This is a genomic window from Rathayibacter sp. VKM Ac-2760, assembly GCF_009834185.1.
Lineage (GTDB): Bacteria > Actinomycetota > Actinomycetes > Actinomycetales > Microbacteriaceae > Rathayibacter.
The window spans coordinates 304,954-327,916 of record NZ_CP047173.1; the positions used below are offsets into that span (position 1 = coordinate 304,954).

The following is a 22,963-nucleotide window of genomic DNA, read 5'->3' on the forward strand; positions in this document are numbered from 1 at the left end:
TCGCGTGCACAAGTGGCATCTCGCGGCGCGCGACGGCACGGCGCGACGGCACGGCAGACTGGGGGGATGGCCAAGGGGAAGATCGACGAGGCGAGCGGGCAGGCGGCCGTGCGGGCGGCGCTCGCCGGCGGCGCGGACCGGAACACGACCGCGACGGCCGTCCGCTTCCTCCTGCAGATCATCGAGACGAACGTCCCCGGCCGCAGCGTCGAGGTCCGCGTCCCGCCCTTCGGCGCCGCCCAGTGCGTCGAGGGCCCGGGCCACACCCGCGGCACCCCGCCGAACGTGATCGAGATGGACGCCGCCACCTGGCTCCCCCTCGCGACCGGCTCCCTCCCCTGGAGCGAGGGCCTCGCGAGCGGCCGCATCCACGCCTCCGGCGTCCGCGCCGATCTCTCGCCGTTCCTGCCGCTGCTGCACGTCCGCTGACCGACGGCGAGTTAACTTCTCGTAAACGCACCGCCGCCGCCCCGATCGACGTTTGACGGGCAGGCCCGCGTCGGGTTGTCTGGGAAAGTTCCCCCACTGCGGCAGGAGTTCTCTCCGAATCGCCGCTCGATGCTTGGAGACCTCCACCAGATGCGCAGTACAACCCCGGGCCGTCGACGCGGCCTTCTCAGAATGCTCTCCGCGACCGCAGTGGGTGCCGTCGCCGGCGCCGCACTGCTCGGCGCCGCCCCCGCGATGGCCGCCGACGGGCAGGTCATCGACATCTACACGATGAACGACTTCCACGGACGTCTCGAGGCCTCCGCCGCGGGCACCGTAGCCGGGAGCACGCCCGGAGCGGCGTCGCTCGCCTCGGCCTACGCGACGCTCAAGGCCGAGAACCCCGAGAACTCGATCCTCATCTCCGCGGGCGACAACATCGGCGCGTCGACCTTCACGTCCTACGTGCAGCAGGACACCCCGACCATCGACGCGCTCGGACTGATGGGTGTGAGCGCCTCGGCGATCGGCAACCACGAGTTCGACCAGGGCCGTGCCGACCTCGACGACCGCGTGATCCCGCGCGCCGAGTTCGAGTACTTCTCCTCGAACCTGCTCGAGAAGGGCACGACCGAGCACGCCTACGCGTCGTCGTACGTGCAGGACTTCAACGGCATCACGGTGGGCTTCATCGGCGCGACGACCGCGAGCCTCCCCTCGCTGGTCTCGCCGGCCGGCATCGCCACGCTCGACGTGGCGCCGGTCGTCGACTCCGTGAACGCGGAAGCGGCGCGGCTCCAGGACGGCGTGGACGACAGCGCCGACTCCTCGATCCCGGCGGCGGCGAAGAACCTCGAGGCCGACGTGATCGTCGCGGTCGTGCACGAGGGCGCCGCTTCGGCGGATGCGGACTTCACTGACGCGGACACCGTCTTCGGTGCGATCGTGGACGGAATCGCGCCGGTGACGGACGCGATCGTCTCCGCGCACACCCACCAGGCCTACTTCGAGACCGTCGACGTCGACGGGAAGAAGATCCCCGTCGTGCAGGCGGGCCAGTACGGCAACCACCTCGGCCACCTCGAGCTGACCATCGACCCGGTGACCAAGGACGTCACGACGGCTGTGCCCACCCTCGTCGACACGCTGACGCCCGTCCAGGTCACCAACCCGACCAACGGGGCCGTCTCCACCAGCTACCAGCCCGCCTACGCCGCCGACTCCACGCCGGAGGGCGTGGCTGTCGCCGCGCTCGTGGCGGACGCTGTGGCCATCGCCGATGTCGAGGGCGCCGTTCCGGTCGGCTCGATCACCGCCGACATCCGCCGTGGTGTTCAGTCCGACGGGTCCGAGAACCGCGGCGCCGAATCGACGATGGGCAACCTCGTCGCCGACGCTCAGCTCTGGGCCACGCAGGAGGACCTCGGAACGCAGATCGCCTTCATGAACCCGGGCGGCGTGCGCAACGATCTGCTCTTCGCGTCGAGCGGAGACGGCGACGCGGACGGGCAGGTCTCCTACAAGGAGGCCGCGGCCGTCCAGCTGTTCGCGAACACGCTCGTCACCGAGACCCTCACCGGCGCGCAGATCACGACGGTCCTCGAGCAGCAGTGGCAGGTCGGCCAGTCCCGTCCGGAGCTCCACCTCGGCATCTCGAAGGACCTGACCTACACCTACGACCCGACCGCCGAGGTCGGCTCGCACATCACCGGCGTCTTCTTCCAGGGCGAGCCGATCGCGGACGACGAGACGTTCAAGATCGTCACGAACTCGTTCCTCGCCTCGGGCGGCGACAACTTCACCGAGCTGGCCAACGGCACGGGCAAGGCCGACTCCGGCCGCGTCGACCTGACCGCCTTCACCGACTACATCGCCGCCTTCTCGCCGGTCACGCCGGACCCGGCCTCGCGCTCGATCGGCATCGTCGACACCAGCGCCGAGGGCGCCGAGACGCTGTCCTACGAGCTCTCCTCGCTCGACGTCAACAACTCGACCGTCCGCGACGACGAGGTGCAGGTGCTCGTCGACGGCGTCCAGGTGGCGACGGCTCCGATCGATCACACGGTCGTCGACACCACGGACGAGCAGGGCCGCGCATCGGTCAGCTTCTCCGTCGCGGACCTCGCGCCCGGTGACCACGAGCTCGAGTTCGCGCTGCCCGTCACGGGCGTGTCGGTGCTCTCGACGCTCACGGTGACCGAGGCCGCGGGCCCGGGCACCACGCCCACGCCCACCCCGACCCCGGAGCCCACCGAGACCGTCATCCCGACGACGCCCGCGACGACGGCTCCCGCCGTGCCGGGTGCCTCGGGCGGACCGACGAAGCACCTCGCCGCGACCGGAGTCGACGCGACTCCGGCCTTCGCGGCCGGTGCCGCGCTGCTGCTGCTCGGACTCGGCATGACCGTGGCGCGCCTGCGCCGCCGCACCGCCGCGAAGTAGCACTCACCCAGGAGAGGCCCCGCGGTTCGTCGCCGCGGGGCCTCTTCTGCGTTCAGGCGCGGGGCGGCCCCTGGAGACGCGAGAACGCCGCCTCCCGCGAGGGGAGACGGCGTTCGGGTGCGAGGAGCGGTGCTGTCGCGGAGCGCGGGGCTCAGTGGCGGACGGGGACCTGACGGTAGCCGTCACGGCTGGCGATCAGCACCGTCGACACCGTGCCCCATGCGGCGACGGCACCGAGGACGACGAGGAGTGCGATGCTCATGAGTGTTCTGCCTTTCGTTGCTCCGACGTGTCTGCCAGGTTTGGCGATCCATCCGCCGGGATGCTCTGTACAACGTCCACTCTGGGCTCTTCTGTTCCTAAGGACAATCGAACTGTTCTTGCCCTGACGTGTAGCGTTGCTACATGGACGTGCGGCGGCTGGAACTGCTCAGAGAGCTGTCGATGCGGCGCTCCATCACCGCGGTGGCGGAGGCGACCCACCGCACCCCCTCGGCCGTCTCGCAGCAGCTCAAGGTGCTCGAGCGCGAGGCGGGCGTGCCCCTGATCGAGCGCTCGGGCCGCGGAGTCGTGCTCACCGCCGCCGGCCGCGAGCTCGCCCGCAGCGCGACCGAGATCGCGATCGCGCTCGAGCGCGCCGACGCCGTCTGGCAGACGTTCAAGAACAACCCGATCGGCGAGGTGACCATCGCGACCTTCCCGACGGCCGGGCAGATGCTCCTCCCCGACGCCCTGGTGGCGCTGCGCAGCGTGGAGGGGCTGGTGGTGCACTGCGAGGACGCCGATCCGGGCACCGACGAGTTCCTCGACCTCACCGCCGACTTCGACATCGTCCTCGCGCACTCGCCGAACGGCCGCAGCGCCTGGGCGGGCCACGGCCTCGCGATGGCGGAGCTGATGGTCGAGCCGCTGGACATCGCCCTGCCGCTCGGCCACCGCCTCGCCGACCGCGCGACCGTGACCGCGGCCGACCTCGTCGGCGAGACCTGGATCGGCGTGCCCGACGGCTTCCCGTTCGAGCGGATCATGCAGGAGATCGAGACCGCGTCCGGCGAGCCGGTGCGGGTGGAGCAGCGCTTCGCCTCGACCCGCGTGACGGAGGCGTTCGTCGCCGCCGGACTCGGCATCGCCGTCGTCCCGCGCTACACCGCGGGTACGGCCGGGATCGTGGTGAAGCCGCTGCGCGGCGTGAACTCGGTCCGGCACATCGTCGCGCTGATGCGGCCGGACCGGGCGGAGCGGCTCTCGGTGCGCACCGTGGTCCGCGAGCTGCGCGCGCAGGCCGGCCGCCTCCTCCACTCCGTGTGACCGGCGTGGCCGGCGGCGGATCCACCGGGTTCTCGCCGGTCGAGTAGCCGCGCAGCGGCGCCCCCCTTTGCCGGTCGAGTAGCCGCGCAGCGGCGTATCGAGACCCGCTGTCACCAGCACTCCGGAGGACGTGGGTCTCGATACGCCCGCTCCGCGGGCTACTCGATCAGCGAGGAGACGGCGCTCCGAGCTGGTGGATGCCCGCGCGGCGGCGCTCCTTTGCTGGTCGAGTAGCCGCGCAGCGGCGTATCGAGACCCGCCCCCCGCTACCCGATCCGCCGCCGCCTCGCCACTCGGCCCGCGCCCGGGCGGCCACAGGGGACAATGGAGGCATGACCGATCCGCTCGACTCCTCGCCGCGCCCCGACGACGTCGAGATCATCCGCGAGGAGGTCGACGTCCGCCGCTCGCCGCGCGTCTGGCGGATCCTCGCGCTCGGCGCCGGCCTCGGCGCGATCGTCGCCTTCGTGCTCACCTTCGCGCTCCCCGAGACGGAGGGCTTCAGCCAGGGTCAGGTCTTCGGCTTCAGCCTGCTGCTCTTCGTCACGATCTTCGGGACGCTCGCCGCCCTCGTCGTGGTGATCCTCGACCGGGTCGTCGGCCGCCGCATCCGGCGCGCCACGGCCGAGCGGACCATCGCCCGCGAGTCGGCAGCCGACGACGAGACCGATGAGAACGACGTCGAGACGGACGACGAGACCCTCGTGGACGACTCCCCGGACGAGAACGAGGCGCCCGGCACGGAGCCGGACGCCTCGACGCGCTAGAGACGACGCTCTGCAAGCGAGTGGTCAGCGGCGCTTGCGGCTGCTGCGGCTCGTCGAGCGCGCGGCGTTCTGCGTGGCGCGCTTGGCCTTCTGCGACTTCTTCAGTCGACCCGCGATGAACGTCAGGAGCAGGGGCAGCAGGCGGTAGATCACGGGGACTCCTCGTCTCGGGCGCACGGAGCGGCGCCCCACGATCTTGGACGATCCGCCGCCGCACGGCACCCCGTTGCGCGCACCCGAGCGCTGTGCCTCCCGGATGCGCGCTCTCCCAGCCTCAGCTCAGCTGGGTGCGCTCCACCCAGTCGAGGTACTCGGGGGTGACGGTGCCGGTGACGTACTCGCCGGTGAAGCAGCTGGTCTCGAGGTCGGTGACGTCCGAGCCCTCCAGGATCGCCGCCTTCATGTCGGCGACCTCCTGATAGATCAGGTAGTCGGCGCCGATCGCCTCCGAGATCTCCGGGATCTTGCGGTTGTGCGCGACGAGCTCCTGCCGCGACGGCATGTTGATCCCGTACACGTGCGGGTAGCGCACCGGCGGCGCGGCGGAGGCGAAGGTGACGCTGTTCGCGCCGGCCGTGCGGGCCATGTCGACGATCTCCTTCGATGTCGTGCCGCGCACGATCGAGTCGTCGACGATCAGCACGTTCTTGCCCTTGAACTCGCTCGACATCGCATTGAGCTTCTGCCGCACCGACTTCTTGCGGACCGCCTGCCCGGGCATGATGAACGTCCGGCCGACGTAGCGGTTCTTGTAGAAGCCCTCCCGGTACGGGATGCCCAGCTTCTGCGCGACCTGCATCGCGGCGGGCCGCGAGGAGTCCGGGATCGGCATGACCACGTCGATCGCGCCGCCCGGCGTGTACGCGGAGATGGTGTCGGCGAGGCGGTCGCCGAGGCGCAGCCGGGCCTCGTAGACCGAGATGCCCGAGAGGATCGAGTCGGGGCGGGCGAGGTAGACGTACTCGAACGAGCACGGGATGAGGCGCGGGTTCTTCGCGCACTGGCGGCTCGTCATCCGGCCGTCGGGGGTGATGAAGATCGCCTCGCCGGGAGCGACGTCGCGGACGATCTCGAAGCCCTGCGCCTCGAGCACCAGCGACTCGGAGGCGACCACCCAGTCGTCCGGCCCGTTCACGTTGAAGCGGCGGCCGACGATCAGCGGGCGGATGCCGAACGGGTCGCGGAACGCGAGCAGCCCGTGGCCGGCGATCAGCGCGATCGTGGCGTAGGAGCCCTCGACCCGCTCGTGCACGCGGGCGACCGCGTCGAACACCTCGTCCGCGTCGAGGTCGCGGCCCGAGATGGACGCCTGCAGCTCGTTCGCGAGCACGTTGACCAGCAGCTCGGTGTCGGAGGTGGTGTTGAGGTGGCGGCGATCGACGGTGAAGAGCTCCTCGGTGAGCTCGCGCGTGTTCGTCAGGTTGCCGTTGTGGATGAGGATGATGCCGTACGGCGCGTTCACGTAGAACGGCTGCGCCTCCTCCTCGCGCTCCGCGTTGCCCTTGGTGGCGTAGCGGACGTGCCCGAGGCCCATCGTGCCGAGCAGCGAGCGCATGTCGCGGGTGCGGAACGCCTCACGGACCTGCCCCGCCGCCTTCTTGATGTGCAGCGTGCTGCCGTCGGCGGTGGCGATGCCGGTCGAGTCCTGGCCGCGGTGCTGCAGGAGCGAGAGGCTGTCGTAGATGGACTGGTTGACCGGTCCCGAGGACACGATTCCAACGATTCCGCACATGCCGGAGGGGCTCCCAAGGGGATAGCAGGGGGGTTGACGGTCCATCCTGGCACGCGGGGGACGCATCCCCTAACGGTTCGCTCCTGGCGGATCCGCCCGCGCGGGGGCGTCCGGGGCCCTCGGCGCGGGCGGATCAGCCGGGCGGTGCGGTCCGCTGACCGGCGGCCCGCTCGGCTGCGGCCAGCTCCTGCACCGCCGGATCGGGCCGACCGAACAGCTCGGCGAAGGCAGCGCTCACCTCGACGGCGGTGAACCCTGTCGTGAAGCGCATCTCCGGCCAGCGCGCTCGCATCGACGTGCCCGTCCGCGATCGTCACCTCGACGACGTCGTCCCGCGGAAGTCCGTCGCCTCCTCCTCAGCAGGTCGTGGCGGAGATGATGTAGCCGCCGCCGGTGTAGGACGAGCCGTGGAAGCCCCAGGCGTTGAGGTCGGTGGCGTTCGCGACGCCGGCGACGAGGGCCGGCTGGGTGCGGCCGGAGTTGTCCAGGTTGCCGCCCCAGGCGAAGACGGTCGCGTTCGAGGCGAGGGCGAGGGAGGTGCCGTCCGTGCTGAACACCTTCGTCACGCCGATGCCCGGCGGGAAGGCCTTCCCTTCCGTGCGGAACGCGCTGCCGCCGGGCTGTGCGGCGAAGAACTGCAGGACCTCGTTCGCCGCGGTGATGTAGACGCCGCCGGTGTACCCCTCGACGGACCAGGCGTCGACCGCCGCCACGCCCTCGGCGCGCCGGGTCCACGCCGCTCCGCCGGTCGACGGGGTGTAGGCCACGCCCTGCGTCCACAGCTCGCCGGCGCCGGTGATCGCGTAGGCCGCGGAGGGGCCGGCTCGGAAGTCGACGATGTCCGCGGGGGTGCCCGCGGAGGCGGTGAGGGTGTGGCTGCCGTTCCAGAAGCTCACCGCGCCGCCGGCCAGCAGGACCCCGCCGCCGAACAGGAGCCGATCGGACCGGCGGTAGCCCCAGGTGCTGATCGTCGTGGCGCCGGCGGTCCCCGCGATGAGCGTCGCGGCGACCCGATCGCCGGAGGTCGCGTTCGCCCACCAGTGCAGGCCGGTGGTCGTGAGGACGTAGCTGTGGCCGTCGTTGGACTCCGCGGCGAGGACCGTGCCGCTGATCCCGGTCGCGGTGAGCACGACGAGAGCGCCCGCCCCGCTCGTCCGTGCCCAGACGAAGACGGAGTCCGCTCGGGTGCCGGCGGCGATGCCGCCCGCGGACGTGTTGCCGGAGAGCACGCACGTCCAGGTGTCCACGAAGGTCATGCCCGTCACCGGGGTCGTGCCGCTCGTCAGGGTTCCCGGAGCCGTCACCGGAGCGCCGAAGTCGGCCCCCCAGTAGCGCACCCGACCGTCCGTGGTCAGGATCGCCGCGTTCCGTCCCGCGCTGCCGGCGATCTCGTCGCCGGAGATCGCGCCGTGGAATCCGTCCGTGACGCCGGTGACCGCGGTGGTGGAGAAGCGCGGCGGCTGGTTCCCGGCGCCGGGCGAGCGCGTGATCTCCACGACCTGCCCCGGCGTCGCGGTCACCGTCCCCTGCGCGGACTCGACGGCCGTCCCGTAGACCGCCGTGACGGTGTAGGCGCCGGCGGCACCCGTCGCCCGGAGCGCGGGGACGGAGACCGCGCCGCCGTCTCCGATCGCGACGACGGTGGACACTCCGCCGGCGGTGAAGACGAGACCGGAGGGGAGGGAGACGGTCACCGAGCCGCCCTTCGTCGCGGGGTTCGTCCCGTCGAAGGCGCGGAACAGCACGGTTCCCGCGGGAACGACGTCGCAGCGGACCGCCTCGAAGCCGGACTCGCTCCGCAGGCTCGGCGGACCCGGGTCGACCGGCGTCGTGGAGGCGGATGCCAGTGGAGCCGAGACCGCCGCGACGACCGTGGGCACGGTCCACGCCGCGGCGGCGACGATCGAGCGGCGGCGGAGCGGACCCTCGGCGGAGGAGGGCGGGGAAGTGGGCGACATCGCGATTCCTCGGGAGCAGGCAGGGCGACCTCGGGGCGGGGCCGCGTCGGAGAGACTGGGTCGCGCACAGCATGGCAACGCAACCACGGCGCGTCTGCCTCCCCGGGCAGATGAGCCCCTGACGGGGGCGCCGACCCGCGCGGGCCTCGGTTCGCCGCGGCCCTTCGGTAGGGTCGTCGCGTGAGCAACGAGACCAGCAGCTACGCCCGCGCGGGAGTCGACACGGCGGCCGGCGACCTCGCCGTCGAGCTGATGAAGGCGGCGGTGTCCGCCACCCACGACCGCCAGGTGCTCGGGGGAGTGGGCGGGTTCGCCGGCCTCTACGACGTCTCGTTCCTCAAGGACTTCCGGGCGCCGCTGCTCGCGACCTCGACCGACGGCGTCGGCACCAAGGTCGCCCTCGCGCAGGCGATCGACAAGCACGACACCATCGGGCAGGACCTGGTCGGCATGGTCGTCGACGACATCGTCGTGGTCGGCGCCCGCCCGCTCTTCATGACCGACTACATCGCCTGCGGCAAGGTCGTGCCCGCGAGGATCGCCGACATCGTCGCGGGGATCGCCCGCGCCTGCTCGGCGACCGGCACGGCGCTGGTCGGCGGCGAGACCGCGGAGCACCCCGGCCTGCTCGGGCCGGACGACTACGACGTGGCCGGCGCTGCCGTCGGCGCGGTCGAGGCGGACGCGGTGCGCGGCGCCGACCGGGTGCGCGACGGCGACCTGGTGGTGGCGATGGCCTCCTCGGGTCTGCACTCGAACGGCTACTCGCTCGTGCGGCACATCCTCGCCGAGAAGCGGATCGGCTTCACCGACACCTCCGCCGAGCTCGGGGGAGTGGTGGGCGAGGTGCTCCTCGAGCCGACCCGCCTCTACACGGCACCGCTGCTCGGTGTGCTCGAGGACGACGCGCTCGGCGCGAGCGTGCACTCGATCAGCCACGTCACCGGCGGCGGGATCGCGGCGAACCTCGCGCGCGTGCTGCCCCGCGGCTCGTGGGTCGAGGTCGACCGGGCGAGCTGGAGCCCGTCGGACGTGTTCCGCGCGCTCGCCGCGATGTCCGGCGCGACGCTGGAGAGCACCGAGGGCACCTGGAACCTCGGCATCGGCATGTTCGCGGTCGTCGACGCCGACTCCGCCCCCGCGGTGATCGCGGCGCTGGAGGCGTCGGGCGTCCCGTCCTGGGTCGCCGGACGCGTCACGCTCGGCGAGCGCGCGCTCGAGGGCTTCGAGCAGGGCGCCAAGGGCGTCGACGGCGGCGCGGTGCGCCTGGTCGGCTCCTACGCCGGCTGACCGCGGCGCCGGTCCGGGCGCTCGCCGCTGATCCGGCGTGCCGGACGGGTTCTGGCGAGCCGGAGTTCGTGGGGAGGACCTTCGGCTCATGAATTCGTCCTGGGCTCGTGGAATGCGCGTGTTCCTGCGTGCCGGAGGAGTTTCTACGAGCCGGAGTTCGTGGCGAGGACCTTCGGCTCGTGAATTCGCCCCTGGCTCGTGGGTCTCGCGTGTTTTCGCGTGCCGGGGAAGTTTCTGCGAGCCGAAGTTCGTGGGGGAAGACCTTCGGCTCGTGAACTCTGCCTGGGCTCGTGGGATTCGCGGGTTCCTGCGTGCCGGAAGCGTTTCTGCGAGCCGGAGTTCGTGAGGAAGGCCTTCGGCACGTGAGATCGCCCTCGGCTCGGGGGATGCGCGTGTTCTCGAGTGCCGGAGGGGGTTCGGCGAGCCGGAGTTCGTGGCGAGGACCTTCGACTCGTGAATTCTGCCTGGGCTCGCGAGATTTGCGTGTTCCTGCGTGCCGGGCGAATTTCTGTGAGCCGAAGTTCGTGGGGAGAGGACCTTCGGCTCGTGAATTCGGCTTGGGCTCGTGGGATTCGCGTGCTCCTGCGTGCCGGAGGTGTTTCTGCGAGCCGGAGTTCGTGGGAAGGACCTCGGGCACGTGAAATCGCCCTCGGCTCGTAGGAATGGCGCGATCTCGCGTGCCGGAGGTGATTCTGCGAGCCGGAGGTCGGCCGGCCGGTGCTGCGAGCTGAGGCGGGGCGAGCGCCAGGCAGGGCGAGCGTCAGGCGGGGCGAGCGTCAGGTGAGGCGGGCCTCGGGCGGCGCGGGCGTCAGGCCGGGCGGCGTCGGCGCGGGGCGGCGGGGCGCCGGGCCGGCGCGGCGCTCGGCAGGGCGGGCGCGCCCGGCCGGGCGGGTGCGCTGCAGGGCGTGCGCGCGCTCCCAGGAGTGCTCGTGGCGCGTCAGCAGCCAGGAGCCCCAGGCGCAGAGGGCGAAGGCAGCGGCGGTGGCGAGCAGCGCGCTGATCCAGGTGGCGGCGTCGCGGCTGACCAGGAGGTTCGCGGCGAGGATCAGCACGCCGGACGCGGCGCCGACGCTCGTCCCGGCGACGAAGGCGCTGTCGCGGCGGCTGACGGCGCGGACCGCGACCATGCCGGCGATGGCTCCGATGCCGCCGACCGCGCCGAGGGCCGCGCCGGAGGCGGTGCCCATCAGCATGCCGAAGCTGACCAGGGCGGAGGGGTCGAGCGCCCCGGCGGCGAGTGCGCTCGGCAGGTAGAGGGACAGGGCGACCGCGGCTCCCACGGCGCCGCCGACGAGGACGGCGCCGACCAGCAGGGCGGCGGTCACGGACATGATCCGGGCGAACGGGCGCACGGATCCTTCGGGTTCGAACATTCGCGGCTCCATCGACGCGAGCCCGCGGGTCGTTCCGCGGGCCGTCCTCGGACACTACGCCTCCGGGCGGCCGAACGGGGGACAGCGCGGCCGCCCAAGAACAGCGGTCGCCCGGGGACAGCGCGGTCGCCCGGGGACAGCGCGGTCGCCCGAGGACAGCGCGGCCGCCCGAGGACAGCGCAGCCGGCCCGAGCACCGCAGCCTCCGCGACGTCAGCGCCGCAGCGTCTCGCTGGGCAGCTCGCCGAAGCGCTGCGTGTAGTGCTGGGCGAACCGCCCGCCGCTGATGAAGCCCCAGTGCGCCGCGACGTCGCCGACGACGAGGGAGCCCGGATGCCCGGCGATCAGCTCGTCGTGCGCGAGGTCGAGCCGCACCCCGCGCAGGTACTGGCGCGGCGTCATCGCGTACGCGCGCTGGAAGGCGAGCTGCACGCCGCGGACGGTGAGCCCGGCCGCGTCGGCGATGTCGGCGACGCCGAGCGGGAGGTCGGCGTTCGCGTGCACGAACTCGACGGCCCGCCGCAGCCGCCGCGAGCTGACCGAGAGCGGCGCGGAGGGCAGCGGCACGACGCGGTGCGCGAAGGCCTGGAGCACGGCCGACGCGGCGACCTGCGAGGCGGCTTCGCGCTGCAGTGGGGACGGCGCCTGCCGGGCGGTGAGGGTGTCGCGGAGGATGCGCACCGCCGCCCACCACGGCGCGAGCGCGTGGGCGAGGGGGGCGAAGCGGAGGGGGCCGGGCTGGGTGCCGTGCAGCTCGGCGGCCGCCCGCTCGAGGTAGGCGGCGTCGAAGTGCACCAGCGCGTCGCGGTACTCCTGCGTCTCGAAGCCGAACGGCCGGCCGGAGGGGAACATCGCCGGCATGCCCGCGACGAGCCGGTTCTCGTCGCGACCGAGGTCGAGACCCGCCCGGCCGTCGTTCAGCCAGAGGACCACGTAGACGCCGGCGGGCTCGACGGTGCCGCGGACCGAGCCGAGGAAGGACGCGGCGTGCAGGCTCACGGGACCCGCGCCCGTGGTGGCGTAGCGGTAGGCGAACGGCACGCGGGTGCGCTCGGCGCGGAAGCCGGAGCCGTTGTAGCCGCGGGCGTAGAAGTCGCGCGCCTCGTCGAGGTCGCTGCCGCGCCTGTCCGAGTGCCACACGGGAGACTGCATGGGCGGAGTGCTCATCTCGTCATTGTCGCAGCGACCACCGACACTCGGCCCGGGATCGGCGCTCAGCGCCTCCCAGCGGTCAGGGCACCAGCCCGCGGTCCAGCCAGTACAGCCCGAGCGCGGCGACGTCCGAGGTGCCGACGATCGCGCCGGAGCGGATCATCGCGACGATCTCCGCGTCCGGGAACCAGCGCAGCCGCATGTCCTGCTCGGTCTCCTCGCGCTCGGGCTCTCCGTGCTCGAGGTCCTCGGCGAGGAAGAGGTCGAACGACTGCGCGACGAAGCCGTCGGCCTCGCTCAGCCGGCCGAGGTGGCGGAGCGAGGCCGCGCGCAGGCCGGTCTCCTCGCGAAGCTCGGCCCTGGCGAGCGCCTCGGCGTCGCCGCCGGGCGAGCCGTGCGGCCAGCCGCCGGACGGGAACTCCCAGGTGCGGCGGGCGATCGGGTAGCGGTACTGCTCGACGAGCCAGAAGCCGTCGCGCTCGCGCGGCAGGACGAGCGCGTAATCGGCGCGCTCGACGACGGAGTAGACGCCCTCGGCGCCGCCGGGCCAGCGGACCTCGTCCTCGCGGACGCGGAGCCACGGCGTCTCGTAGGCGACGCGAGTGGAGAGCTGCTCGACGCGCTCAGCAGAAGCGGGGCCGCTCGCGTCGAGCGACCCCGCTTCCGAGGAGGGATCAGGCACGCTTCTGGTGCTGCTCCTCGACGAGATCGGTGTCGTCGCCCTCGTCCTCGTCGTCGATCCACTTCGAGTAGTCCGGCTCGTCCGGGTGGCTGAGCTCGCGCTCGAGCGCACTGTAATCGACCGTTGGGCTGAACGACTTCAGCTCCCGAGCGATCTTGGTGTTCTTTGCCTTCTGACGGCCGCGCCCCATGGGTGACCCCCTCACGATGACAGGCCAGACGGGCAGTGAGCCGGCTGGAGAAAAAGAAGCAGACAGGAAGTATGAAATCTAGCCGGTAGTTTAGCAGACGAGGCACCGGCCCCCCTGTGCGCGAACAGTGGAGCGGGCGGCGCCTCCCGACCGCGTGGGGAGCACCGTGGACAGTGCGCTCGATCCGCGGCAGGTCGTCGTGATCGGCGCCGGGCAGGCGGGGCTCTCGGTCGCCTACTACCTCCGCCGCCTGGGCCTGCGCCCGGGCGTCGACTTCGCCGTCCTCGACCGGGGTCCGCGCGCCGGCGGGGCCTGGCAGTTCCGCTGGGAGGCGCTCCGGCTCGGCTCCGCGCACCGGGTGCACGACCTGCCGGGGATGGACCGGCTCGGCCTGTCGTTCGCGACCGCCGACCGCCGCCGACCGGCACGGGACGTCGTCACCGAGTACTACGACGCCTACGAGCGCGCCTACGAGCTCGACGTCCGGCGGCCCGAGGCGGTGCGGAGCGCCGCCGATGCGACTCCCGGCGACAAGGGGTCGCCGCTCCGGATCGAGACCGACCGCGCCGTGGAGCACGCGCGGATCCTGGTGAACGCGACGGGCACCTGGGGCTCGCCGTTCCTGCCGTACTACCCGGGCCGCGACCGCTTCCGCGGCGTGCAGCTCGACACGACCGAGTACGTGCGCGCCGACGACTTCGCCGGCAAGCAGGTGATCGTGGTCGGCGGAGGCACCTCGGCGATCGGCTTCCTGCTCGAGCTCGAGCGGGTCGCGCGCTCGCTCACCTGGGCGACGCGCCGACCAGTGGACTACCGGGACGGCGAGCAGCTCGCCCTGGAGTCGGCGGTGGAGGCCGTCGCCGAGCAGGACCGCGCGGCGCGGGCCGGCCGTGCGCTGCCGAGCATCGTCGGCGGCACGGGGGTGCAGCGGACGCGGCGGGTCGTCGCGGGGATCGAGCGCGGCGTGCTCACGGAGCGCGGGATGTTCTCCGCGATCGAGGCCGACGGGGTGCGCTGGCCGGACGGCTCGTACACCCGCGCCGACGCGATCATCTGGGCGACCGGATTCCGCCCGGAGCTGCGGCACCTGGCTCCGCTGGGCCTGCGCGAGCGCGAGGGCGGCGTCGCGGTGGCGGACGGCGCCTCGCTCACCGACCCCCGCGTGTTCTTCGCCGGCTACGGGCCGACCGCGTCGACGATCGGCGCCAACCGCTCGGGCCGCCGCATCGCACGCGCGGTCGTCGCGCGCCTGTCCTGACGCGCTGCCGGCTGCTCGCCCGCCCGCCAGCCTGCCTGCCGGCTTGCTGGTCGAGTAGCCCCGCAGGGGCGTATCGAGACCCACGCGATCAGAAGTGCGGGTCTGCAGGCTCCGTGTCCTGGCGACGGTGGATCTCGATACGCCCGCTGCGCGGGCTACTCGATCAGCAAGGGGCGGGCAGCCCTGCGCCGCTCGCCCGCTCGCCCGCTCGCCTGCCCGCCTGCCCGCCTGCCCGCTTGCTGGTCGAGCAGCCCCGCAGGGGCGTGTCGAGACCCGGCTCGCTCAGACGTCGCCGCGCCAGTCGATCGGGACGACGGAGCCGCGGTAGCGGATCCCGTCGACGCGGATCGGGCCGGCGACGGCCGGCGTGATCGGGGCGATCACCAGTGCGGAGCCGCCCGGCGCGAGGCCGAGCGCCGCGGTCAGCACGGCGATCGCGGCGGCGGCCGACCAGGCCTGCGGTCGGCAGGCGGCGGGGTACGGCACGGGGGAGGGCGCCTCGGCCGCGGCGTCTCCGGAGTGCAGCTCGGGCATCCGGTAGCCGAAGCCCTCGGCGGCGGCGAGCAGCCCGCGGGACAGCGCGGTCGCCTCCGCCCCGAACCCCTCGCGGGCGAGCCCCGCCACCGCGATCGCGGTGTCGTGCGCCCAGACCGAGCCGCCGTGGTACGAGAGCGGCCAGTAGCCGCCGGCCTCGCTGGAGAGGGTGCGCAGGCCGTAGCCGGAGTCGAGCTCGGGCGAGCCGAGCAGCTCCGCGACGCGCGCCGCGTGCTCGGGCCGGAGGATCCCGGTGCCGAGCAGGTGGCCGATGTTGCTGGTCACGGTGTCGACCGGGCGCTTCTGCGCGTCGAGGGCGATCGCGGGGTGGCCGCCGTCGGCGTCGTCGATCCAGAAGGCGCCGGCGAAGCGCTCCTTCAGGGCGGCCGCGTAGTCGCGCCAGGCCGAGCCGTCGCGGCCGAAGTGCTCCAGCAGTGCCGCGCCTCCGACCGCCGCCTCGTGCGCGTAGGCCTGCACCTCGCAGAGCGCGATCGGCCCCTCGGCGAGGCTGCCGTCGGCCCACTGGATCGAGTCGCCCGAGTCCTTCCAGCCCTGGTTCGCCAGGCCGTGGCCGGTGCTGTCGACGTACTCGAGGAAACCGTCGCCGTCGGAGTCGCCCTCGTCGCGCAGCCAGCGCAGGGCGGCTTCGAGCGCCGGCAGCAGCGCCTCGACCTCCGTGTCGGCGAGGCCCCAGCGCCAGGCGTCGTGCAGCAGGCAGATCCAGAGCGCGGTCGCGTCGACGGTGCCGAAGTAGAGCGGCGGCAGTGAGACGCCTTCGCCGGGGATCTCGAGGGTCGTCGAGCGCAGCTCGTGCATGATCTTGCCGGGCTGCTCGGCCGTCTCGGCCACGGTCTCGGTGCCCTGGAGGCCCGCCAGGACCCGCAGGGTCGAGGCGGCCAGCTCGGTGCCGAGCGGGAGGAGCATCCGCGCGGCCCAGATCGAGTCGCGGCCGAACAGGGTGAAGAACCAGGGTGCGCCGGCGGCGAGGAAGGGCTCGCCCGGGCGCTCGAGGGTCACCATCCGCAGGGCGTCGAGATCGTCGAGAGCGGCGCGGCACCAGGAGGCGAGCCGCGAGTCGCCGGACTCGACCGTCGCCCCGTCCCACTCGGCCGGGCCGGGCGCCGGGCCGACGACGGCCGCGGAGTCGCTCATCGCGACGCTCCAGGAGACCTCGACGGCGCCGCGCGCGGGGACGACGACGTCCCAGCTGAGCGTGGCCTCCGCCCCGGTGCTGATCGCGGCGCCCTCTGCGCGCACCTCGGCGCGGGCGCCCGCGTGCGTCCAGACCACGGAGGAGTCCGTGCGGGCCGTGTCGATCGCCGCCTCGTCGCGCAGCCCGGCCTTCACGACGTGCACGAGCGAGAAGTCGGGCTCGAGCGCGAGCTCGACGGTGCTGGCGATCGCGTCCGCCAGCGCCGATTCGATCCGGATCCGCTCGTGCAGGCCGCCGGCGGTGACCCTGCGGAGGCGGACGACGCGCAGGCGCGGATCGGCGCCGTGGTCGTCGAGGTGGCGCGCGAGGGCGGTGAACCGGGCGGCGGAGGCGCCGTCGCGGCCGGCCGCGATCGACTCGAGCGGCTGCCCGCCGACGCGCAGACGCAGGCCGGAGAGCACGCGGACGTCGCCGTGGTAGAGGCCGTGCGCCGGGAGTGCGCCGAGCTCGCCGCCGTCGTCGCTCCAGAGCTGGGTGGGGGCCCGCAGCAGCACGACCGCGTCGTTCAGGAGGGGCTGCCGGGGCGGACGCGGGTGGTCGTCGTGGTCGGTCGTCACGGTCGACTCCTCATCGGGTCGGGGGAACGGGATCGTCGGTACTGGAGGGTACGGCCGGTTGACAGCGCCGTCTCCGCAGGTAACATTACCCAGGAATTTGATCGATCAAATCGACGATGCACGTCGACTTTGAACGATCAAGCCCGCACCACCCGCACCACCGCAGCCCGTCGAGGAGGACGCATGGCACTGCCGACCGTCGAGGACGTCGCCCGCGCGGCCGGTGTCTCGCGGCAGACCGTCTCGAACGTGCTGAACAGCCCGCACGTGGTGCGCGAGAGCACGCGCGAGCGGGTCGAGAAGGCGATCGGCGACCTGAACTACCGGCCGCACGCCTCCGCCCGCCGCCTCCGCACCCGCAAGTCGGGCACCATCGGCGTCCGGATGGACCGCGTGCTCGACGGCATCTCCGGCAGCCTGCTCGACCGCTTCCTGCACGCCGTCACCGAGCAGGCCGACGCCCGCGGGATGCGGATCCTGCTCTACACGGCGGCGAGCCCCGAGGAGGAGATCGAGCGCATCGGCAAGCTCCGCGACGGAGCCGACGTCGACGCCTTCGTGCTCACCTCGACCTTCTACGGCGATCGGCGAACGGCCTGGCTGATCGAGCAGGGCGTGCCGTTCGTCACCTTCGGGCGCCCCTGGGGCCTGGACGATCAGGGCGATCCGCAGCACCTCTGGGTCGATGTCGACGGCGCGCTGGGCGTGGCGCAGGCGACCGAGCACCTCGCCGACGCGGGCTGCTCGCGCATCGCGTTCTTCGGCTGGCCGGCCGGATCGGCGACCGGCGACGACCGCCGCAGCGGCTGGGAGCGGGTGCTCGACGAGCGCTTCCCCGGCACCCCGCGGCGGACCCCCACGGCCGAGGACGACGTGCAGCGCGCCCGCGCGGCCGCGATCGAGTTCCTCCGCAGCTCGCCCGAGGTCGACGGCCTGGTCTGCGTCTCGGACTCGCTCGCGCTCGGCGCCTCGATGGCCGCCGTCGCGGTCGGCCGGCCGCAGCTGCCGATCGTCGGCTTCGACAACACCCCCGTCGCCGCCGCGGTCGGCCTGCCGAGCGTCGAGCAGGACCTCGGCGCCGTCGCGGCCGGAGCGCTCGAGCTCCTCCTGGGCGAGCAGGGCGACGACGTCGTCCACCGCCCCCTCGCACCCGGCGAGGCGCACCGACTGATCACGCCGCACCTCGTCGTGCGGACGCCCCTCCACCACCCCGAGAGCTGACGCCCCCGGCGTCGCTCGCCCTCCTCCCGAATCCCCGAACTCCCGAACCCCCGAACTCCACGAAAGGTCAGACCATGACGCACAGCAACAGAGCGGCACGCTGGGGTGCCGCGGTCCTCGCGGGCGGGCTCGCCCTCTCGCTCGGTGCCTGCTCGGCCGGAGGCGGAGGCGGCTCGGACGAGTCCGCCGGTCTCACCGTGATGATCGGCTCCTCCGGTGACGCCGAGACCACCGCCGTCACCGACGCCGTGAACGCCTGGGGCGCCGACAACGACACCGCCGTCGACGTCGTCGCCGCGAGCGACCTCACCCAGCAGCTCGGCCAGGGCTTCTCGGGCGGCAACCCGCCCGACCTCTTCTACATGAGCTGGGACCAGTTCCAGACCTACGCCAGCAACCGCTACCTCGAGCCCTACGCGCAGGACGCGGGCAACGCCGACGCCTTCTACCCGGCGCTGCGCGACGCCTTCAGCTACGACGACCAGTTCTACTGCGAGCCCAAGGACTTCTCGACGCTCGGCCTGATCATCAACACCGACCTCTGGGCGGCCGCGGGCCTCACCGACGCCGACGTCCCCACCGACTGGGCCTCGCTCGAGTCCGCGGCGCAGAAGCTGACCGCGAACGGCGTGACCGGCCTCTCCTTCGGTCCCGAGTACGCGCGCATCGGCACCTTCATGAACCAGGCCGGCGGCTCGCTGCTCTCCGAGGACGGCACGACCGTCACCGCGGACACCTCGGAGAACGTCGCGGGACTCACCGAGGTGAAGACGCTGCTGGCCGACGGCGTGCTGAAGTTCCCGGCCGACCTCGACTCCGGCTGGTCGGGTGAGGCGTTCGGCAAGGGCGCCGCCGCGATGGTCATCGAGGGCCCGTGGATCAACGGCGCGCTCGCGGCCGACTACCCGGACGTGAAGTACACGGTGGCCGAGCTGCCCGCCGGCCCCGGCGGCACGTCGACCTTCACCTTCAGCAACTGCTGGGGCATCCCGGCCGGCAGCACCACCGCCGAGCAGGCGGAGTCGCTCGTCTCGGCGCTCACCTCGGACGAGCAGCAGCTCGCCTTCTCCGACGCCTTCGGCGTGATCCCCTCCACAGAGTCGGGCGCCGCGGAGTACGCGACGAAGTACCCCGAGAACGCCGCCTTCGTGAGCGGCAACGACTACGCCGTCAGCCCCGTCGCCTTCGCCGGTGCCGCGACCGTGATCACCGACTTCAACTCGGCCCTCGAGGGCCTGGCGACCGGTGATCCGGAGGCGATCCTCGCGGATCTGCAGACCAACCTGCAGGACGCGCTCGACACCGCGAACGCGAAGTAGCGCGGGCGCGGACCGATGAGCACCAGCGCCGTCGCGCGGAGCCGCCGCTCCGGCATCCGCGGCAACGAGGCCCGCTACGGCTGGCTCTTCACCCTCCCCGCGATCCTCGTCGTCGGCGTGTTCCTGGTCGTCCCGATCGTCCTCGCGCTCTGGGTGAGCGTCAGCAACTGGAACGGGCTCGGCTCGCCGCTGGGCCCGACCGCGCAGTTCGTCGGCACCGACAACTACCGGGCGGTGCTCCTGGACTCGGGGCTGGCGCAGAAGGACTTCGGCACCGCGATCCGCAACAACGTCTACTACGTGCTGCTGGTCGTGCCGCTGCAGACCGCGCTCGCGCTGTTCCTGGCGGTGCAGGTCAACCGCCGGGTGCTGCGCGGGCGCGGCTTCTTCCGCACCGCGTTCTACTTCCCCTCGGTGACCTCGTCGATCGCGATCACCGTGATCTTCCTGTTCCTCTTCAGCGCCTCGGGCGTCGTCAACGCGGTGCTCGGCTGGTTCGGCGCCGACGGGCCGACCTGGATGGCGGACCCGACCGGGGTGCTGCACTCGCTGCTCGGGCTCGTCGGCGTCGACGGCGCCTGGTTCGCCGGCGGCGCGCCGCTCGGGCTGACCTGGTGGGACTGGCTGTCCGGCCCCTCCGTCGCGATGTGCGTGCTCATCACGATGGCGATCTTCACCACCTCCGGCACCTTCATGCTGCTGTTCCTCGCGGCGCTGCAGAACATCGGCGCCGAGATCGACGAGGCGGCGCTGATGGACGGCGCGGGGCCGCTGCGGAAGTTCTTCTCGGTGACGCTGCCGATGCTGAAGCCGACGCTGTTCACCGTGCTGACCCTGGGTCTCATCGGCACCTGGCAGGTGTTCGACCAGATCTACCTGACCGGCGGCGGCGCGCCCGGCAAGACGCTGCTCACACCGGCGTACCTCGCCTACGAGTCGTCGTTCACGGACCTCCGCTGGGGCCAGGGCGCGGCGATCGCCTTCATCCTCTTCTTCATCATCGTCGTCCTCACCCTGCTGCAGCGCGCGATCCTCCGCGAGAAGGGCGAGCCCAGCGCTCGCCGGACCCGCCGGGCCGCCCGCGCCGAGGCAGCGACGACCCTCACCACGGGAGGCGTGCGATGAGCACCCTGGTCGACTCCGAGCCGCGCACCTCCGCGGAGCAGCCGCCCGCGGCGCCCGTCCCGCACCGCCGCGTGCAGCTCGGCGCCCGGGGCCGCGCCTCGCTGATCGGCGGCTACCTGCTGCTGATCGGCCTCGCGCTCGTCTACATCTATCCGTTCCTGATCTCGGTCGCGTCTTCGTTCAAGACCGACGCCGACGCGACCTCGAACCCGCTGTCGCTCCTGCCGTCGACCTGGTCGTTCGCCTCCTACGAGCGGCTGTTCACCGACGTGCCGCTGCCGCTGTGGACGCTGAACTCGGTGATCGTGACGCTCTTCGTGACCGTCGGGCGGGTGTTCTTCGACTCGCTCGCGGGCTATGCCCTCTCGCGGCTGCGCTTCCGCGGGCGCGGGCTGCTCTTCGCGCTGTTCATCGGCGTGATGAGCGTGCCGGCGGTGGTGCTGCTGATCCCGCGGTTCCTTATCCTCAAGCAGCTCGGGCTCTACGACAGCTACGCGGGGATGATCGTGCCGCTGATCGTCGACGCGGCGGGCATCTTCATCATGAAGCAGTTCTTCGACTCGATCCCGGTGTCGATCGAAGAGGCCGCGCGGATCGACGGGGCCGGCGTGTTCCGCACGTTCCGCTCGATCGTGGTGCCGATGGCGCGGCCGGCGATCGTGACGCTGTTCATCCTGTCGTTCCAGGGCTCGTGGAACGAGTTCTCGCACTTCGTCGTCTCGCGGCAGTCGCCGGAGCTGAACACGCTGACGACGGGCGTCGCCTCGCTGGTCTCGGGGCAGTTGGGCACCGGCAACCAGTACCCGCTGCAGCTCGCGGCGGCGGTGCTGATGTCGATCCCGGTCGCCGTGCTGTTCTTCGTCTTCCAGCGCCGGATCATGAACACGACGGAGGGCGGCGAGAAGGGCTGACGCGGGAGGCGCGCGTGGCGCGCTGTGCTTCCGGGTCTCGATACGCCGCGTGCCGCGGCTACTCGACCGGCAGGCAGTCCTTGCTGATCGAGTAGCGCGCGCAGCGCGCGTATCGAGATCCCGGGAACACGGAAGGGGCGCCCCGCCGCGGCGGGACGCCCCTTCCGTCGTGCTACTTCTTCAGGAACTCGAGGACGACCCGGTTCCACTCCTCCGCGTGGCTCACGTTGACGCCGTGCGGGGCGCCCGCGACGACGTACAGCTCGGAGCCGGCGATGGCGGCGTGCGTGCGCGCGCCGGAGCCCTCGAACGGCACGGTGCCGTCGCCGTCGCCGTGGATGACCAGCGTCGGGACGGTGACCTTCGGCAGGTCCTCCCGGAAGTCGGTGCCGGCGAACGCCGCCATGCAGGCCAGCGCGGCGTGCTTGGACGACTGCTTCGCGAGCGCGAGCGCGTCCTGGCGCTGCGCCTCGGTGACCTTGAGCTCGCCGTTCACCGAGAAGAACTCGGTGGTGAACTGCTCGTAGAACGAGTCCTCGTCCTTGGTCAGGCCGGCGGTCATCTCGGCGGCCGCGGACTTCTCCAGGGGTCCGTCCGGGTTGTCGTCGGTCTTCATCAGGTACGGCGGCACCGCCGAGGCGAAGACGACGCTGTGCAGGCGCTCGGCGCCGTACTTCGAGAAGTAGCGGGCCACCTCGCCACCGCCCATCGAGAAGCCGACGAGGGTGACGTCCTGCAGGTCGAGCTCGGTGAGCAGCGTGTGCAGGTCCTCGGTGAGGGTGTCGTAGGTGTAGCCGGTGAGCGGCTTGTCGCTGCGGCCGAAGCCGCGGCGGTCGTAGGTGATGACGCGGAAGCCGGCCGCCGCGAACGCGGGGACCTGCTCGCTCCAGGACTCGCCCGAGAGGGGCCAGCCGTGGATCAGGACGACGGGGCGACCCGAGCCGCCGGTGTCGTCGACGTGGAGGTCCGTGTCTTTGAAGAGGCCGTGGTGGGCGGTGATCTCTGCCATGAGTCGTGCTCCTTCCGGCGCCGCGGATCGGCGTCAACTGTCTGTTCGAAGGAGTCTGCTGAGGCGGATGGTGAGGACGCCGAGAGGGGAGGGGCCCTTGACAGCCCCTCCCCTCCCGTCTACAACCCGCCCGTCAGCGGGCGACCGGTCACTGGAATCCGCCGCCGCGGTCCTCCGGGTCCTCGATCGGGTCGGAGTCGGGGGCGTCGAGCGAGTAGGTCACGTGGACGGACTCGCCGACCTCTTTGGCCGAGACGGACGTGTACACGAGGTGCGTCTCCTGGCCGTCGACGGCCGCGTAGACGTCGACCTCCTTCTCGTAGCCGCCGTCGGTGCTGACACGGGTCTCGGTCTGGCCGTCGAACGGCCCGCCCTGGAAGAAGGCGAGATAGCTCTCGCCCTCGGAGAGTTCGCGGATGTCGTTGCTCATGGGTCAGGTCTACCACCCGGGACCGGACGCTCGCCGGTCCCGGCCTCCGCCGTGGCCCCGCCGT

Annotated in this window: 21 protein-coding genes; 10 read left to right on the forward strand and 11 right to left on the reverse strand. The window is 72.4% G+C overall.

What is annotated here, in order from left to right; all coding sequences use genetic code 11:
• Positions 1 to 66: 66 nt before the first annotated feature.
• The 4 genes from GSU72_RS01320 to GSU72_RS01335 all read left to right on the forward strand — a co-directional run bounded on the left by GSU72_RS01320 (position 67) and on the right by GSU72_RS01335 (position 4,946).
• Positions 67 to 429 (forward strand): sterol carrier family protein, encoded by a 363-nt coding sequence (locus GSU72_RS01320; RefSeq protein ID WP_159983067.1) that lies wholly within the window; start codon positions 67 to 69, stop codon positions 427 to 429.
• A 192-nt stretch (positions 430 to 621) separates the two neighbouring features.
• Positions 622 to 2,871: a bifunctional UDP-sugar hydrolase/5'-nucleotidase gene (locus GSU72_RS01325; RefSeq protein ID WP_244255925.1), complete on the forward strand. Its 2,250-nt coding sequence runs from the start codon at positions 622 to 624 to the stop codon at positions 2,869 to 2,871.
• 405 nt (positions 2,872 to 3,276) lie between these two features.
• Positions 3,277 to 4,179, forward strand: coding sequence for a LysR family transcriptional regulator (locus GSU72_RS01330; protein ID WP_159983071.1), 903 nt, complete (start codon positions 3,277 to 3,279; stop codon positions 4,177 to 4,179).
• Between the two features lie 332 nt (positions 4,180 to 4,511).
• Complete coding sequence (locus GSU72_RS01335) at positions 4,512 to 4,946, forward strand: hypothetical protein (protein WP_208545125.1); 435 nt, start codon at positions 4,512 to 4,514, stop codon at positions 4,944 to 4,946.
• 24 nt (positions 4,947 to 4,970) lie between these two features.
• On the opposite strand, the gene GSU72_RS21775 is transcribed toward GSU72_RS01335, so the two are convergent.
• The 4 genes from GSU72_RS21775 to GSU72_RS01350 form a co-directional block, all read right to left on the reverse strand.
• Positions 4,971 to 5,099 (reverse strand): hypothetical protein, encoded by a 129-nt coding sequence (locus GSU72_RS21775; RefSeq protein WP_260303555.1) that lies wholly within the window; start codon positions 5,097 to 5,099, stop codon positions 4,971 to 4,973.
• A 121-nt stretch (positions 5,100 to 5,220) separates the two neighbouring features.
• Entirely contained in the window at positions 5,221 to 6,678 is a 1,458-nt protein-coding gene (gene purF / locus GSU72_RS01340) for an amidophosphoribosyltransferase (protein ID WP_159983073.1), read from the reverse strand.
• A gap of 133 nt (positions 6,679 to 6,811) precedes the next feature.
• Entirely contained in the window at positions 6,812 to 6,970 is a 159-nt protein-coding gene (locus GSU72_RS01345) for a hypothetical protein (protein ID WP_159983075.1), read from the reverse strand.
• 64 nt (positions 6,971 to 7,034) lie between these two features.
• Positions 7,035 to 8,636, reverse strand: a complete 1,602-nt coding sequence (locus GSU72_RS01350) for a hypothetical protein (protein WP_159983077.1) — start codon at positions 8,634 to 8,636, stop codon at positions 7,035 to 7,037.
• A gap of 180 nt (positions 8,637 to 8,816) precedes the next feature.
• On the opposite strand from GSU72_RS01350, the gene purM reads away from it, so the two are divergent.
• Positions 8,817 to 9,926, forward strand: coding sequence for a phosphoribosylformylglycinamidine cyclo-ligase (purM, locus tag GSU72_RS01355; protein WP_159983079.1), 1,110 nt, complete (start codon positions 8,817 to 8,819; stop codon positions 9,924 to 9,926).
• A gap of 776 nt (positions 9,927 to 10,702) precedes the next feature.
• Here purM and GSU72_RS01360 read toward each other — a convergent pair.
• The 4 genes from GSU72_RS01360 to GSU72_RS01375 all read right to left on the reverse strand — a co-directional run bounded on the left by GSU72_RS01360 (position 10,703) and on the right by GSU72_RS01375 (position 13,322).
• Complete coding sequence (locus tag GSU72_RS01360) at positions 10,703 to 11,299, reverse strand: hypothetical protein (protein ID WP_159983081.1); 597 nt, start codon at positions 11,297 to 11,299, stop codon at positions 10,703 to 10,705.
• A 212-nt stretch (positions 11,300 to 11,511) separates the two neighbouring features.
• Positions 11,512 to 12,465 (reverse strand): helix-turn-helix transcriptional regulator, encoded by a 954-nt coding sequence (locus tag GSU72_RS01365; protein ID WP_159983082.1) that lies wholly within the window; start codon positions 12,463 to 12,465, stop codon positions 11,512 to 11,514.
• A 64-nt stretch (positions 12,466 to 12,529) separates the two neighbouring features.
• Positions 12,530 to 13,132, reverse strand: coding sequence for an NUDIX hydrolase (locus GSU72_RS01370; RefSeq protein WP_159983083.1), 603 nt, complete (start codon positions 13,130 to 13,132; stop codon positions 12,530 to 12,532).
• The gene (locus GSU72_RS01375) at positions 13,125 to 13,322 is read right to left on the reverse strand and encodes a DUF3073 domain-containing protein (RefSeq protein ID WP_123448069.1); all 198 of its coding nucleotides are present in this window, start codon (positions 13,320 to 13,322) and stop codon (positions 13,125 to 13,127) included. The genes GSU72_RS01370 and GSU72_RS01375 overlap by 8 nt, the downstream gene beginning before the upstream one ends.
• A 166-nt stretch (positions 13,323 to 13,488) precedes the next feature.
• Here GSU72_RS01375 and GSU72_RS01380 point away from each other — a divergent pair, with 166 nt between their 5' ends.
• Positions 13,489 to 14,580 carry an FAD-dependent oxidoreductase gene (locus GSU72_RS01380; RefSeq protein ID WP_244255926.1) on the forward strand — a complete coding sequence of 364 codons (1,092 nt, stop codon included), beginning with the start codon at positions 13,489 to 13,491 and terminating at the stop codon, positions 14,578 to 14,580.
• 282 nt (positions 14,581 to 14,862) lie between these two features.
• Here GSU72_RS01380 and GSU72_RS01385 read toward each other — a convergent pair whose 3' ends face one another.
• Entirely contained in the window at positions 14,863 to 16,884 is a 2,022-nt protein-coding gene (locus tag GSU72_RS01385) for a glycogen debranching N-terminal domain-containing protein (protein ID WP_167306084.1), read from the reverse strand.
• Between the two features lie 183 nt (positions 16,885 to 17,067).
• Here GSU72_RS01385 and GSU72_RS01390 point away from each other — a divergent pair, with 183 nt between their 5' ends.
• The 4 genes from GSU72_RS01390 (at position 17,068) to GSU72_RS01405 (ending at position 21,460) form a co-directional block, all read left to right on the forward strand.
• Complete coding sequence (locus tag GSU72_RS01390) at positions 17,068 to 18,105, forward strand: LacI family DNA-binding transcriptional regulator (protein WP_159983085.1); 1,038 nt, start codon at positions 17,068 to 17,070, stop codon at positions 18,103 to 18,105.
• Between the two features lie 74 nt (positions 18,106 to 18,179).
• Positions 18,180 to 19,424 (forward strand): extracellular solute-binding protein, encoded by a 1,245-nt coding sequence (locus GSU72_RS01395; protein ID WP_159983086.1) that lies wholly within the window; start codon positions 18,180 to 18,182, stop codon positions 19,422 to 19,424.
• A 15-nt stretch (positions 19,425 to 19,439) separates the two neighbouring features.
• Positions 19,440 to 20,549: a sugar ABC transporter permease gene (locus GSU72_RS01400; RefSeq protein WP_159983087.1), complete on the forward strand. Its 1,110-nt coding sequence runs from the start codon at positions 19,440 to 19,442 to the stop codon at positions 20,547 to 20,549.
• Entirely contained in the window at positions 20,546 to 21,460 is a 915-nt protein-coding gene (locus GSU72_RS01405; RefSeq protein ID WP_159983088.1) for a carbohydrate ABC transporter permease, read from the forward strand. Before GSU72_RS01400 ends, GSU72_RS01405 begins: the two co-directional genes overlap by 4 nt.
• A 172-nt stretch (positions 21,461 to 21,632) precedes the next feature.
• Here the strand turns inward: GSU72_RS01405 and GSU72_RS01410 are convergent, their stop codons facing one another.
• Together GSU72_RS01410 and GSU72_RS01415 are read right to left on the reverse strand one after the other, a co-directional pair.
• The gene (locus GSU72_RS01410) at positions 21,633 to 22,469 is read right to left on the reverse strand and encodes an alpha/beta hydrolase (RefSeq protein WP_159983089.1); all 837 of its coding nucleotides are present in this window, start codon (positions 22,467 to 22,469) and stop codon (positions 21,633 to 21,635) included.
• A gap of 148 nt (positions 22,470 to 22,617) precedes the next feature.
• On the reverse strand, positions 22,618 to 22,899 hold the full coding sequence (locus GSU72_RS01415; protein ID WP_159983090.1) for an oligoribonuclease: 282 nt from the start codon (positions 22,897 to 22,899) through the stop codon (positions 22,618 to 22,620).
• Positions 22,900 to 22,963: the final 64 nt, after the last annotated feature.

Excerpts from the sequence above, each read along its gene's own strand:
- GSU72_RS01325 (WP_244255925.1), top strand. The coding sequence starts at position 622 with ATGCTCTCCGCGACCGCAGTGGGTGCCGTCGCCGGCGCCGCACTGCTC.
- GSU72_RS01365 (WP_159983082.1), bottom strand. The coding sequence starts at position 12,465 with ATGAGCACTCCGCCCATGCAGTCTCCCGTGTGGCACTCGGACAGGCGC.
- GSU72_RS01400 (WP_159983087.1), top strand. The coding sequence starts at position 19,440 with ATGAGCACCAGCGCCGTCGCGCGGAGCCGCCGCTCCGGCATCCGCGGC.
- GSU72_RS01345 (WP_159983075.1), bottom strand. The coding sequence starts at position 6,970 with ATGCGAGCGCGCTGGCCGGAGATGCGCTTCACGACAGGGTTCACCGCC.
- GSU72_RS01390 (WP_159983085.1), top strand. The coding sequence starts at position 17,068 with ATGGCACTGCCGACCGTCGAGGACGTCGCCCGCGCGGCCGGTGTCTCG.
- GSU72_RS01375 (WP_123448069.1), bottom strand. The coding sequence starts at position 13,322 with ATGGGGCGCGGCCGTCAGAAGGCAAAGAACACCAAGATCGCTCGGGAG.
- GSU72_RS01320 (WP_159983067.1), top strand. The coding sequence starts at position 67 with ATGGCCAAGGGGAAGATCGACGAGGCGAGCGGGCAGGCGGCCGTGCGG.
- GSU72_RS01415 (WP_159983090.1), bottom strand. The coding sequence starts at position 22,899 with ATGAGCAACGACATCCGCGAACTCTCCGAGGGCGAGAGCTATCTCGCC.
- GSU72_RS01360 (WP_159983081.1), bottom strand. The coding sequence starts at position 11,299 with ATGTTCGAACCCGAAGGATCCGTGCGCCCGTTCGCCCGGATCATGTCC.
- GSU72_RS01330 (WP_159983071.1), top strand. The coding sequence starts at position 3,277 with ATGGACGTGCGGCGGCTGGAACTGCTCAGAGAGCTGTCGATGCGGCGC.
- GSU72_RS01395 (WP_159983086.1), top strand. The coding sequence starts at position 18,180 with ATGACGCACAGCAACAGAGCGGCACGCTGGGGTGCCGCGGTCCTCGCG.
- GSU72_RS01405 (WP_159983088.1), top strand. The coding sequence starts at position 20,546 with ATGAGCACCCTGGTCGACTCCGAGCCGCGCACCTCCGCGGAGCAGCCG.
- GSU72_RS01350 (WP_159983077.1), bottom strand. The coding sequence starts at position 8,636 with ATGTCGCCCACTTCCCCGCCCTCCTCCGCCGAGGGTCCGCTCCGCCGC.
- purF (WP_159983073.1), bottom strand. The coding sequence starts at position 6,678 with ATGTGCGGAATCGTTGGAATCGTGTCCTCGGGACCGGTCAACCAGTCC.
- GSU72_RS01335 (WP_208545125.1), top strand. The coding sequence starts at position 4,512 with ATGACCGATCCGCTCGACTCCTCGCCGCGCCCCGACGACGTCGAGATC.
- GSU72_RS01410 (WP_159983089.1), bottom strand. The coding sequence starts at position 22,469 with ATGGCAGAGATCACCGCCCACCACGGCCTCTTCAAAGACACGGACCTC.